Below are 12,940 nucleotides of genomic sequence, written 5' to 3'. Positions count from 1 at the left end.
AACGCCGGTTCAGCGGCGCAGCAGCCGCTTGATCCGGCGGAGCCGCTGGCGCGGTTTCAGGCGGGTCCCGATCGCCCGCCGCAGCCGCGAGTGCCCGCCGACCCCCTGCCGCACCCGCCGTCCGCCGACCTGCAGCGCCAGGCGGCCCTTCGCCGCCGTGAAGTACTGCGTCACGGTGATCGGGCGCCGCTCCTGGCGGGGGACCTCGAATCGGTGGACGGGCACCGGCCTGCCGCGCATAGGGGCTCCGAGGGAGCCGCCGAACGGGGCGCGCCGCTCGAAGTCGCCGACGGAGGCGACCAGTTCGACGTCCCACGCGCCCTTGGCCCGGTCGATCGGGCCGAGGGCGTGGTCGAGGTCCAGTTCGGTGGCGAACCGTCCGTTCTCGTGCTGCAGTGGGATCCGCTTGACCTCGCCGTCACGGCGGCGGCGCAGTTCCAGCCGCAGCTCCACCTGGTCGTTGGGGATCTTGCGGAACCAGCAGCTGCCTTTCAGGCGCAGCGCGGTGCCCGCGGCCTCCACGCCGTCGAGCCAGTGCTCGGGCCGCGAGATGTCGGTGACGTCGACCCAGGGGCCCGGGCCCGGGCCCGCCTCGTCCTCGCGGCCCGGCAGGACGGCGTAGAGGCGGCCGCCGCGGCCGACGAGCGGAACGCTGTCGCGGTGCTCGTGGGCGAGCAGGACCTCGTCGAGCGTTCCGGTCCGCGCCAGGTGGTAGAGCAGGTGCATATGGGCCTTGAGGTGCTTGGTGCCGCGCGGGGAGTACCACTCCTCCAGCAGGAGCCGCAGCTGCTCCAGGCGGGCCTCCTGCCGGTCCCGGGAGCGGTCGTTCGCGATGATGCGGAACTCGATCTCGCCCTCCACCTCCCAGTGGCGGAACATGAGGTGGTCGCGGCGGGCGCCCGCGGGGACCGTGGAGCCGACGAGCGGGACCATCATCTCCAGGGGGCTGTCGTTGTTGAAGCTGCGGTCCCTGGGGGTGCCCATCCCGCCGAGGGTGAGGTTGCCGCCGTCGTCGCGCTGCACCATGTAGTAGCAGTCGTACTCGGCGACCACGGAGATGTTGCGGGCGTGGAAGTACGACAGGAATACGAACGGGCGGTCCTCGCCGGTGCGGCGGTCGGTGCGGAAGCGCAGTCCGTGCTGGTCGAGCATCTCCCGGCGGTACATCTTCCACGCGCCCAGGGACCAGTACACCCGGGAGGAGTAGAGGTCGGCGCGCGGCTGGTCGCGGTCGAACATCGACCCCGCGACGCGGCGGCCGCCGACGCTGACGAGCTTGCCCAGGACGACGTCCGATCCGTGCTTCTCGGCCACGGCGACCATCCGTTCCAGGGCCTCCTCGCCGAGGTAGTCGTCGGCGTCGAGGAACTGGATGTAGCGGCCCCGGGCCATGTCCATCGCCAGGTTGCGCGGGGCGCTGGGCGTCCCGGAGGCCTCCTGGTGGACGACCCTGAGGAGGTCGGGGTGGTCGAGGGCGAACTTGTCGAGGGCCTCGCCGCTGCCGTCGGTCGACCCGTCGTCGACCGCGATGATCTCGAGGTTCTCGGCCCCGATGGACTGGTCCACGACGGACTGCAGCCCCTTGAGCAGGTAGGGCATGGCATTGTGGACGGGCATGACGACCGAGACGAGCGGCGTTGACATTCTGAATCCTGATCCTGATCGGGTACACGGCTCGATACCCTCTGGCGGGCAGGCCTACAGAAGGTACGCCGCGGCAATCAGAAAAGTTGCATTCATCCGCCGTTTCACGGGCGTTTTCTCCACCGGGCATTGAGGAGTGACAGCCCTCACGGAGTTCTTGAAGAATGTGTTTCCGTCACGTGTCGATGCGAGTCTCGGCAACGCGTCGCAGCGCGGTCAGTCGCTGTATGCCGCGCGAGTCTCCTTCAGGAACACGTCGACGCTCGCTTCGCCTGAAGCGGTGCCGAGGAAGTATTCTCGAGTCTCTTTACGTTGCGCCGCTTTGGAATCAGTGCTGAGCAGTTCGTCGAACACCGCCTCCAGGTTGGAGCCGTCCTCGTCGATCCGGTACGCGCCCTTGGCGATCCAGGCGGTCTCGGTGAATCGCTCGCCGAGCCCGCCCATGTCGGTGACCGCGAACGGTCGGTCGGTGGCGATCCAGTCGGTGGCGACGCCGCTGACGTCGCACACCGCGATGTCGGCCGCGTTGGCGCAGTCGACGATCGAGACCGACCCGGTCGCCTGCGAACCCCACAGGTGCGCCCGCCCGGTCCGCTCGGCGTCCTCGGCGAGGATCCGCTCGATCTCGTCGAGCCGCTTCGCGGCGGCCAGGTTGAAGCGCGTGTACGGATGCGCCCGCATGATGACCGCGAGGTCGCGCCGCAGCGCCTCCTCCACGATCAGTCGGCCGATCGCCAGCGACGAGTAGTCGAACTCGCTCGTCAGCCCGGTCCAGGTCGGGGCGTACAGGAGCACCGGCCTGGGGCCCGCGACGGTCCGCGGGCCGGGCGCGATCGACGCCAGCTGCGGGCGGCCGACCTTCCGGAAGTCCAGGTCCAGGCCGTGTGCCCGGTAGCGGTCGACGGCGGCCTGCCCGGCCACGAACACGGTGTCGTAGATCGCGGTGACCTTGTTGAAGCTCGATGCCTTGTCGGACTCGCCGTGGAACAGCTGGAGGTGCTTCAGATGCCCGAACCGCACCAGGTGCGTGTTCAGCGCGGACCCGTTGACGTAGAACGCGGCCTTGACGCTGGGGACGAGCAGCCGCTCCAGTTCCGACATCGACGGGGCCACCACGATCGGCGCGCCGGTGGCGTCGCGCAGGTCGTCCAGGTGGACCTTCTCGCGGGCGACGATCGCGTAGGGGTCGCCGAGCCGGTCGAGGTAGGGCAGCCACATCTCCAGCTGGTACGCCGACGCCGGCGGGCCCGAGAAGTGCACGATGAAGGCGGGTTCGAGCGCTTCCAGCGCCTCGATGACGGCCGCGTCTCCGGAGTGGGCCGAACGACGCCGTCGCAGCAGCGCCCCGAGCGCTCCGGCGCCCGCCGCGCCCGCGGTGGCGGCGGCCGCCGCCACCGCGATCCACAGCGGCACGCTCGTTTCGGCGGCCAGGGCGACCGCGCCCGCCGCGGCGAACACGCCGCCGCCGGCGCTGAGGGCCTCACCCATGACCCGAGGCGTGAACCACGCCCGTTCCCGGGCCACCGCGAGGTTCGCGGTGTCCATGTGCCCGGTGGCGACGGCGACCGCGAGCAGCGGCTCGAAGCCGACGAGCGCTATGAGTGCGCCCGCGGCGAGCGCGGCCGGGACCGGTCCCTGCTGGGCTGCGGCGGCACCGACCGCCGCGAGGGCGACGCCGCGGGCGAACCGGTCCCGTTCGGGGCCGAGGTCGCGGTGGGCTCGCCACGCCAGGAACAGTGCCGTGACGGCGAGTGCCCATGCGGCCCAGGCGGACCAGGTCCATGGGAGGATCGCGGCGGCCAGCGCGGTTGCGGCGAGCCCGGTCGTCGCGGTACGGGACAGGAGCTTGCCGAGCAGGTTCAAGGCCATCCTCAGTCGACGCTGTTCGCGGTGGCCCGGGATTCCGGAGCCGAGGTCGCGGCGGTGTCGGCCTCCGGGACGCTCGATTCCGAGGTCTCCACGGTGCCCGGGTCGGGTTCGGCGGCGGCGTCCTCGCTGCTCGCGGCGGTTTCGGCGGCCGCGCGCGGCTGCGCCGCTTCCGGGCCGGGCTGCGCCCGGTTGCGTTCCTCGGCCCGCTTGGCCAGTTCGTTCACGGCCTGGTTGAACTGCTGCTGCGCGGTGGGTTCGTCCGGCCCGAGCAGGTAGGTCTTGAGTGCTTTGCGGTCGGCCTTGAGCGGGTCGTGCTCGGGGTCGCGGACGGCGGCGAGCAGGTCGTCGAGGCCGTGGACCTCGGGGTCGAGGATGACGGCGGCGCGCACGGCGGTGTTGGCGGCCTTGAAGGCCTCCTCGCCGACGCCGGCCGAGTCGACGACCGCGTACGGCTTGCCGCTGGCGATGAAGTCGGAGACGACGCTTGAGATGTCCGAGACCAGGCCGTCGGCCTGGTTGAAGCAGTCGTAGACGTTCGGGAGGGCCCCGGTGACGACCAGGTGCCGGTTCGCGGGCTGCGCCGCCCAGAAGGCCGTGTTCCATTCGGCGGCGGTCCGTCGTTCGGCGGTGACCTCGGCGCGGGTGGTGACGGCGTTGCGGGAGGTGGCGGCGTCGCCCCATTGGAGCTTCGCGGCCTCGTCGTCTACCTGCCCGGGCGGGGGCGGGACGACCGCGGTCGGGGCAGCGCCGGAGCGCTGGTTGGCGTCCTCGATGAGGGCGCGGATGCGGCGGTCGGCGGCTTTGGCCTTGGCGGAGCGGGTCCCGGTGAACGGGTGCGGCTTGTAGACGACGCGCACGGGCGGTTCGGCGGCCAGGAGCGCCTTGACGATGCGCTCGCCCTGGACGGTCACCGACGTGGTGCCCGGGTCGTCGGTCCAGTTCTCCCAGGTGGGCGCGTACAGCACGGTGGGGATCTCGCCGCCGGCCGGCGCGGTGTCGATGACGTCGAGCTGGGGCCTGCCGACCTCGACGATGTCCTCGTCGCGGACGCCGATGTCGGCCCGGGCCCAGCGGTCGCGACCGGCCTTCCCGGCGGTCCACAGCTCGTCGTAGGCCTTGCCGAACGGGTTGATGCTGGCGACCTTGTCGCTGTCGCCGTGGCCGATGAAGGCGTGCTTCATGGTCGGCACGCGCAGCAGGTGCAGGTTCTTGCCGACGTGCGCCGGGTAGAGGGCCACGCGCACGGTGGACAGGTCCATGTTCATGATGTCGACGGCGCTCGGCACGCAAAGGACGGGGATGTCGGTGCGGGCCAGGTCGGGCATCGAGTGCATCTCGCGCAGGATCACCAGCGGCCGTTCGGCTTCCATGCGTTCGAGGGTCTCCAGCCACATGTTCACCTGGTAGGTGGCCTCTTTGGAGCCGGAGAAGGAGAGCACGACCGTGGGCTGGTGGGCGGCGAGCCACCGGTTGAGCCACGCGAGCGCCTTGCCGTTGCTCGGCACCCGGTGCCGCGGCCCGGACCACACGCCGAGGGCCAGCAGGTAGCCGACGGCGAGTGCGAAGGTGACGCTGACGCCGATGTACCCGGGCGTGTTGGTGAGCGTGAAGGAGGAGACCAGCAGCCCGGCGACGAGCGGCACGTCGGTGTGGAGGATCTTCTCGCCCGCGCGGTTCTCCAGCCATGCCGGCGGCGCGTCCGAGACGCCAAGCGGGGAGAGGTCGATGTTGCGGGAGGCGAACGGGAGGGACCGGGATTTGCGGACCATCGCGGTCAGGCCGCCGTGGAGGACCTGCACGGCCACGAGCGCGACGAAGGCGAGCGTCGCGAGCAGGACCGCCCGGTAGCTGAGGCCGTGGCTGCCGACCAGGCGCGTGACGAGCAGGATGACGAGCAGCTCGCGGACGAGGAACCGGTTCGAGATGCCGAAGCGCAGCTGGCGCAGGCGGACGATGAGGTCCTGGTAGCGCCCGTGCAGGATGATGTCGGTCGCGTAGCTGGCGACGAGCGCGACGGTGAAGGCGGCGGGGGAGGGGACGAGGGCGGCGACCAGCATCGCCGGGTAGGTGGCCAGCATGAGGCCCGTCAGCCCGAGCCCCGCGGGTCCGGCCTCCTGGATCGCCGAGCTCCGTAGCAGAGCGCGCATGGACATGACGTCGGTTTCCTATCTCGTCTGGGTTCGGCCGGACCGGTCGCGGATCGGGTCGCGCCTATGCGATGCCGGTGTCGAGGACGCGGGCGATGGCCTGCTCGAAGCCCCCGGTGGTGGGGTCGTCCCGGCGCACGTCGATCACCGCGCCGTTGAGGGCGGACAGCAGCACGTCCAGGGAGGTCCGGGCCACCGCTTCGGAGGCGAGGAGGGTCTCGGGGCTCTCCGACCCGAAGGCCTTGGTGCGCATGGGGGTGGCGGTGCGTTCAGGGTTGACGCAGTTGACCTGCACCCCTTCGTCGCTCCATTCCTCGGCGAGGGCCTGGGTGAGGTTCACCATGGCGGCCTTGGTGGAGGAGTAGAGGCTGTAGTCGCGGCGGCCCCTGGTGTAGCTGGAGGACGTGTAGAGCAGGAGCTGCCCCTGGGTCCGGGCCAGGTACGGGTAGGCGGCGCGGGCGATCTGCACCGGAGCCAGGTAGTTGACCCTGAAGGTGTTGTCGATGTCCTCTTGGGTGGTCTCGTTGAGCCTCCCGATCTGGAGGATGCCGGCGGTGTTGACGACGTAGTCGACGCGCCCGGTCTTGCCGTGGGCCTCCGCGAGCGCGGCGGCGACCTCGTCGGGGTTCTCGACGTGGGTGCCGGTGGTGGAGCGCCCGAAGCGGAAGACGTCGGCGCCGTAGGACTCGGCGAGGTCGGCGAGGTCGGCGCCGATGCCGTAGGAGCCGCCGAAGACCACCAGGGTCTTGCCGGTGAGGCGCGAGCGGTACTGCTCGTCGGTGAGCGTGGGGGCCGCGGTCGAGGCGAGCTGGAACAGCTTGTCGGCGATGTAGAGGTCGACCGGCTGGGTGACCTTCATGTTCCATTCGTCGCCTGCGACGACGTGGATCGGCACGCTCGGGAGGTACTTGAGGACGACCGAGCAGTCGTCGGTGGCCTCGAAGTGGGGGTCCTTGTCGGCTTCGGCGTAGGCGGCGCGGATGGTGCGGAGCTTGAACGCCTGGGGGGTCTGGCCGCGGCGCAGGCGGGCGCGCTCGGGCACGTCGGTGATGAACTCGCCGTCCTCGCCGTGGGTGCGGGTGACGATGACGGTGTCGGCGGAGGGGATCGCGACGTCGACGGCGTCGTAGCGTTCCAGGGCCGCGACGGTCTCGGTGATGACGCGGCGCGAGATGAGGGGGCGGACGGCGTCGTGGAAGATCAGCCGGTGCTCGTCGGAGGAGTGTTCGCGGCCTTCGATGTGGCTGATGGCGGCCTTGGTGCTGTCGGAGCGGGTGGCGCCCCCGGGGATGACATCGGTGACCTTGGTGAGACCGGCCTTGGCGACGACCGCTTTGACGTCGTCGATATAGCCTTCGGCCATGAGGACGAGGATGTCGTCGATCTCGTCGGCGGCCTCGAAGGCTTCGAGGGTGTGCTGGATCACTGGCTTGCCCGCGATCTTGATGAGCTGCTTGGGGATGCTCAGTCCGACTCGCTGGCCGGTACCGCCCGCCAGGACCACCGCGGTGATGCCCGGACGCGGTTCGGCTCCGTGGTTCGACAAGATCCGGTTCTCCTCGTTCTCGTTGCCTGTACAGGTTCAGGGGACGACCCGCCGTGCGGTCGGCGGCGGCGGGTGTGATGCGGCGGCCGGTGCGCCTGCGGCCGACGGCCGCTCGCTGGAGGGATTTTAGCATCGGGCCCGCTCTCGTCCTCCTGGCTGTTGCCGCCCGTTCATCCGTATGATCCCGGTCTCCGTCAGGCGTGCGGACCGTTGCGTCCGGTCTCGGGCCTGCACCCGTGCGTGCGCGCCCGGGCCCCCGACGACCCGCGAACCGGGGCGCCGCAGCGCCCGGGAGTATGCTGTTCACCTTCGTGTCGCACCGCTGAAACCGCGTTGTACTCGGCTCGGCTATGGCGCATTCATTTCCTTCACGTTCCCTCTTGGAGGCTGCAGTGTCCCATGGTCCGTCCGCAGACGACGCTGCGTCGGTGCCCGACGTCAGCGTCATCGTGGCCGTGTACAACACCATGCCTTACCTGGTGAAGTGCCTTGAATCGCTCCTGACGCAGAGCATCGGCGCCGACCGGATCGAGGTCGTGGCGGTCGACGACGGGTCCACCGACGGCAGCGGCGAGGAGCTCGACCGCTACGCCGAGCGGTACCCCGGCACCGTGCGCGTGCTCCACCAGGCCAATTCCGGCGGCCCCGCGGCCCCGAGCAACCTCGGCCTCGAACACGCCCGCGGCAGGTACGTGTTCTTCATCGGCGCCGACGACTGCCTCGGCCCGGAGGCCCTGGAGCGGATGGTCGCCGCCGCCGACGCCAACGAGGCCGACGTGGTCGCCGGGAAGATGGTCGGCGTCAACGGCAAGGGCGTCTCCAAGCAGGCGTTCGCGCAGACCGGCCCCGACATCGACTTCTACGACTCGAAGCTGCCCTGGGCGGTCTCCAACACCAAGCTCTTCCGCCGCGACCTCGTCGAGAAGTACTCGCTGCGCTACCCGGTCGACATGCGCTTCGGCTCCGACCAGCCGTTCACCATCGAGGCGATGATCCGGGCCCGCCGCATCACCGTCCTCGGCGACTACGACTACTACTACGCGATCCGCCGCGACGACGACAGCAACATCACCTACAGCATCGACCACCTCCAGCGGCTCGCCTGCATGGCCCGCATCATGCACTTCACCGCCGGGCTCCTCGAACCCGGACCCAAGCGCGACGCGGTCCTCATGCGCCACTTCCACGTCGAACTGTTCAACCTGCTCCAAGCCGACTTCCTCGACCTCGACGCGACCGTCCAGGCCCAGGTGTGCGAAGGGCTCGCCGAACTCGCCGACGCCTACTTCACCGACGCGATCCGCGACCGCCTCGCACTCGCCAAACGCCTCCGGGTGGTCCTCGCCAGGCCCGAGCGACTGCCGCTGCTGCGCCAGTTCATCGCGGGCCCCGACCGGCCCTCGTTCCACTTCGACGCGGGCCGCGCCTGGTGCGACTACCCCGGCTACCGCGACCGCCTCGCCGGACTCGACGACCGGAACTACGAGATCACCGAGGAGACCGTCACCGGCCGCCTCGCCGCCGCGCTCCGACCCGCCGCCGTCAAGCTCAGCCCCGAGGGGAAGCTGACCCTCTCCTTCCCGATCACCGCCACCGCCCCATTCACCGGCGCCGACTCCTTCGCCGGATTCGCCGCCGCCGCGGTCCGCCTCACCGGCCCGGTGCCGGGGCCCGCCTGCGACCCCGAAGCCCCGGCCGCAGCCCCGCAGCCCGTCGCCGTCGCGTTCGAACCGCTCGACGGCACCCGCTCGACCGCCCGCGTCACCGTCGACTACCGCGCGCTCGCCGCGGCCGCCGACGGCGCCGAGTGGTCGCTCCGTCTTCGCCTCGACCTCCGCGGCCACTTGTACGACCTCCCGCTCACCGTCCCGGCCGGCACCTGGGCCCACGGCGTGCGCAAAGGGCTGCGGGGCTGGAAGCTCCGCGTCCGCGCCGACAAGCGCGGCCGCGCGGTCCTCAGCGTCGGGCGGGTCTCCACCGCCGGACTGGTGCGAGGACGCCTCAAGCGGATGCTCGGACGCTGACCGCCCGGGAGAAGCAAGCGCAGGGCCACGTCCCGCAATTCAAGTCGTGTTCGCCGATCATTCACCGGTTGATTCCCGGCAATGCTCCGGAAAGTCAACAGAACGGGGAACGGATCCCGGGGTCGAAGGCGAACATGTGCGATTGAGACGATTCGGCACCCCCGTCGCAGGCCACCCCAGTTGATCGGCCTATATTCATCGCGTTCATGCCGAGTCGCAGCGCAAATTGGAGCTGAGGAATTGAGCAGCCAGAGTCACGAACCGATCCCCGGCGCCGCGCCGGTCATCGGCGAAGCCGAGATCGAAGCGGCCGTCGCAGTCCTTCGCAGCGGCATGGTCGTCCAAGGCCCTGAAGTGGCCGCCTTCGAGGACGAGTTCACCAAGGTCTCCGGGACCGCCCACGCCGTGGCCGTCAACTCCGGCACCTCCGCGCTCCAGCTGACGCTCCTCGCCATGGGCATCGGCCCCGGAGACGAGGTGGTCGTGCCCTCCTTCTCCTTCGCCGCCACCGCGAACGCCGTGCGCCTCGTCGGCGCCGAACCCGTCTTCGCCGACATCGAGCCCGGCTCGTTCAACCTCGACCCCGCGGCCGCCGCGGCCGCGATCGGCCCCAGGACCGCCGCGATCATGCCCGTCCACCTCTACGGGAACCCCGCCGACATGCGGGCCCTCACCGCGCTGGCCGAACGGCACGACCTCGCCATCGTCGAGGACGCCTGCCAGGCCCACGCCGCGGCCCTGGACGGCACCCCCGTCGGCTCCTTCGGCAAGGCCGGCACCTTCAGCTTCTACCCCACCAAGAACATGCACGCCCTCGAAGGCGGCATGGTCACCACCGACGACCCGCAACTGGCCCGCACGCTGCGCCTGCTGCGCAACCAGGGCATGGAGCAGCGGTACGCGAACGAGATCGTCGGCGCCAACATGCGCATGACGGACGTGTCCGCCGCGATCGGCCGGGTCCAGCTCGGCCGCCTCGACGAGTGGACCGAGGCCCGCCGCGCCAACGCCGCCCGCTTCGACGCCGCCTTCGCGGGCCTGGACGCCGTCACCTCCCCGCCGGTCGACGCCGGAGCCCGTCACGTGTACCACCAGTACACGATCCGCGTCGCGGGCGACCGCGACCGCGCCCAGGCGCTCCTCGCCGAAGCCGGCGTCGGCTCGGCCGTCTACTACCCGACGCCGATCCACCGCCTCCTGCCCTACCAGGACATCGGCGCCGACCTGCCGGAGACCGACCGGGCCGCCGCCGAGGTCCTGTCGATCCCGGTCCACCCCTCGCTCTCGGGCGAGGACCTCGACCGCATCACGGCGGCCGTGACCGGACTGGAGGGACGACTGTGACCACCGAACACCCGCTGCGCGCCGGCCTCATCGGCCTCGGCGCCATGGGCCGCAACCACGCCCGGGTCCTCAACTCCCTCGACGGCGTCGTCCTCGCCGCCGTCGCCGACCCGGTCGCCGACGCCTCCGCGGTCCCCTCCGGGGCCGCGCTCGTCGCCACCGTCGAGGAGCTGATCGCCGTCGGCGTCGACTACGCCGTCGTCGCCTGCCCCACCGCCTACCACGAGCCTGTCGGCCTGGCCCTCGCCGAAGCCGGGATCCACGCGCTCATCGAGAAGCCCCTCGCGCACACCGCCGAGGCCGCGTCCCTTCTCGCCGAGGCCTTCGGCTCCCGCGGCCTCGTCGCCGGGGTGGGCCACATCGAGCGCTACAACCCCGCGATCATGAGCCTCCGCGAGCGCCTCGAAGCGGGCGAGCTCGGCGAGGTGCTCCAGGTCGTCACCCGCCGTCAGGGCCCCTTCCCGCACCGCATCGCCGATGTCGGCGTGGTCAAGGACCTCGCCACCCACGACATCGACCTCACCTCGTGGGTCACCGGCCAGTCCTACCGGTCGATCACCGCGAACACCGTGTCCCGCTCCGGACGCGAGCACGAGGACATGCTCTCCGCCGTCGGCCGCCTCTCCGGCGGCGCGATCGTCAACCACTCCGTGAACTGGCTGAGCCCGCTCAAGGAGCGCACCGCCGTCGTCACCGGCGACCGCGGCTGCTTCATCGCCGACACCCTCACCGGGGACCTCACCTTCTACGCCAACGGCGTGCAGGACAACGAGTGGGAGGCCCTGCGGGCCTTCCGCGGGGTGTCCGAAGGCGACATGATCCGGTACGCCATCCGCAAGCGCGAGCCGCTCCTGGTCGAGCACGAGCAGTTCCGCGACGCCGTCCTCGGCAAGGGCGCGGACATCGTGGACCTGCGCCAGGGCCTCGCGACCGTGGTCGTCTCGGAGCAGATGCTGCGGTCCGCCGCGACCGGCCGCACCGTCGACCTCGACCCCGCCGCAACCGCCGACGTGCCGGCCAACGGCCGCTGAACATCCTCGGGAGAGCACCTGTGAACATCTGCGTCGTCGCCCTGGGCAAGATCGGGCTGCCGTTGGCCGTCCAGTTCGCGTCCAAGGGCCACAAGGTCATCGGGGCGGACGTCAACCGCGCCACGGTCGACCTCGTCAACGCCGGGACCGAGCCGTTCCCGGGCGAGCACCTGCTCGGCGAGAAGCTCGCGGCCGCCGTCGCGGCCGGGACCCTGGAGGCCACCACCGACACCGCCGCGGCGGTCGCGGTCTCGGACGCCGTGGTCATCGTGGTGCCGCTGTTCGTCGACGCCGACGGCACCCCCGACTTCGGGTGGATGGACTCGGCGACGAAGGCGGTCGCGAAGGGCCTCAAGCCCGGCACGCTCGTCTCCTACGAGACGACCCTGCCGGTGGGCACCACCCGCGAGCGGTGGGCGCCGATGCTGGAGGCCGGATCGGGCCTGCGCGCCGGGCACGACTTCCACCTCGTGTTCAGCCCCGAGCGGGTCCTCACCGGACGGGTCTTCGAGGACCTTCGCCGCTATCCCAAGCTCGTCGGCGGCGTCGACGAGGCTTCCGCGAAGGCCGGCGTCGCGTTCTACGAGTCGGTCCTCGACTTCGACGAGCGCGACGACCTGCCGCGCCCGAACGGGGTGTGGGACCTGGGGTCGGCCGAGGCCTCGGAGATGGCGAAACTCGCCGAGACGACCTACCGGGACGTCAACATCGGCCTCGCGAACCAGTTCGCGCGCTTCGCCGACAAGCGCGGCCTGGACGTCATGAAGGTCATCGAGGCCTGCAACTCCCAGCCCTACAGCCACATCCACCGCCCCGGCATCGCCGTCGGCGGCCACTGCATCCCGATCTACCCGCAGATGTACCTGTGGAACGACCCCGAGGCCACCGTGGTCCGCGCGGCCCGCGAGGCCAACGCCGCGATGCCCTCGTACGCGGCCGACCTGCTCGCGGCCGCCGCAGGCGACCTGGCGGGCGTGCCGGTGCTGGTCCTCGGTGCGGCCTACCGGGGCGGCGTCAAGGAGACCGCGTTCTCCGGAGTGTTCCCGCTCGTGGATTCGCTGCGCGAGAAGGGCGCGGTCCCGTACGTGAGCGACCCGATGTACACCGTCGAGGAGCTCGAGCACGAGGGCCTGCCGGCGCACCGGGGCGAGACCGTCACCGCGGCCGTCCTGCAGGCCGACCACGACGAATACCGTGCGCTGTCGACGGCGGACCTGCCGGACGTGACGGTGTTCCTGGACGGGCGTCGCACCACGGACCCGGCGCGCTGGGCGGGCGTGCGCCACATCGTGATCGGCGAATAGGCAGCCGTCCCCGCGGACCCGGCCCCCAGGG

The 12,940-nt window shown here is 71.1% G+C and carries 8 protein-coding genes; 4 read left to right on the top strand and 4 right to left on the bottom strand.

The window, feature by feature from the left end:
* Positions 1 to 9 precede the first annotated feature (9 nt).
* The 4 genes from ACGGCP_RS23485 to ACGGCP_RS23470 form a co-directional block, all read right to left on the bottom strand.
* Positions 10 to 1,644 carry a glycosyltransferase family 2 protein gene (locus ACGGCP_RS23485; RefSeq protein ID WP_392969922.1) on the bottom strand — a complete coding sequence of 545 codons (1,635 nt, stop codon included), beginning with the start codon at positions 1,642 to 1,644 and terminating at the stop codon, positions 10 to 12.
* A gap of 216 nt (positions 1,645 to 1,860) precedes the next feature.
* Positions 1,861 to 3,513: a CDP-glycerol glycerophosphotransferase family protein gene (locus tag ACGGCP_RS23480; protein WP_392969919.1), complete on the bottom strand. Its 1,653-nt coding sequence runs from the start codon at positions 3,511 to 3,513 to the stop codon at positions 1,861 to 1,863.
* Between the two features lie 2 nt (positions 3,514 to 3,515).
* Entirely contained in the window at positions 3,516 to 5,666 is a 2,151-nt protein-coding gene (locus ACGGCP_RS23475; protein WP_392969917.1) for a hypothetical protein, read from the bottom strand.
* Between the two features lie 58 nt (positions 5,667 to 5,724).
* On the bottom strand, positions 5,725 to 7,206 hold the full coding sequence (locus ACGGCP_RS23470) for a D-ribitol-5-phosphate cytidylyltransferase (RefSeq protein WP_392969914.1): 1,482 nt from the start codon (positions 7,204 to 7,206) through the stop codon (positions 5,725 to 5,727).
* A 428-nt stretch (positions 7,207 to 7,634) separates the two neighbouring features.
* On the opposite strand from ACGGCP_RS23470, the gene ACGGCP_RS23465 reads away from it, so the two are divergent.
* The 4 genes from ACGGCP_RS23465 to ACGGCP_RS23450 all read left to right on the top strand — a co-directional run bounded on the left by ACGGCP_RS23465 (position 7,635) and on the right by ACGGCP_RS23450 (position 12,909).
* Complete coding sequence (locus ACGGCP_RS23465) at positions 7,635 to 9,230, top strand: glycosyltransferase family 2 protein (protein WP_392969911.1); 1,596 nt, start codon at positions 7,635 to 7,637, stop codon at positions 9,228 to 9,230.
* Positions 9,231 to 9,470: 240 nt separating this feature from the next.
* Entirely contained in the window at positions 9,471 to 10,574 is a 1,104-nt protein-coding gene (locus tag ACGGCP_RS23460; RefSeq protein ID WP_392969908.1) for a DegT/DnrJ/EryC1/StrS family aminotransferase, read from the top strand.
* 44 nt (positions 10,575 to 10,618) lie between these two features.
* Positions 10,619 to 11,605: a Gfo/Idh/MocA family protein gene (locus ACGGCP_RS23455; protein ID WP_392970154.1), complete on the top strand. Its 987-nt coding sequence runs from the start codon at positions 10,619 to 10,621 to the stop codon at positions 11,603 to 11,605.
* 20 nt (positions 11,606 to 11,625) lie between these two features.
* Positions 11,626 to 12,909, top strand: coding sequence for a nucleotide sugar dehydrogenase (locus tag ACGGCP_RS23450; protein ID WP_392969905.1), 1,284 nt, complete (start codon positions 11,626 to 11,628; stop codon positions 12,907 to 12,909).
* Positions 12,910 to 12,940: the final 31 nt, after the last annotated feature.

It is taken from the genome of Glycomyces sp. NPDC048151 (assembly GCF_043202775.1).
Classification (GTDB): domain Bacteria; phylum Actinomycetota; class Actinomycetes; order Mycobacteriales; family Micromonosporaceae; genus Glycomyces.
Note: the sequence above shows the minus strand (reverse complement) of the source record. Positions and strands in the feature narration are given on the sequence as shown.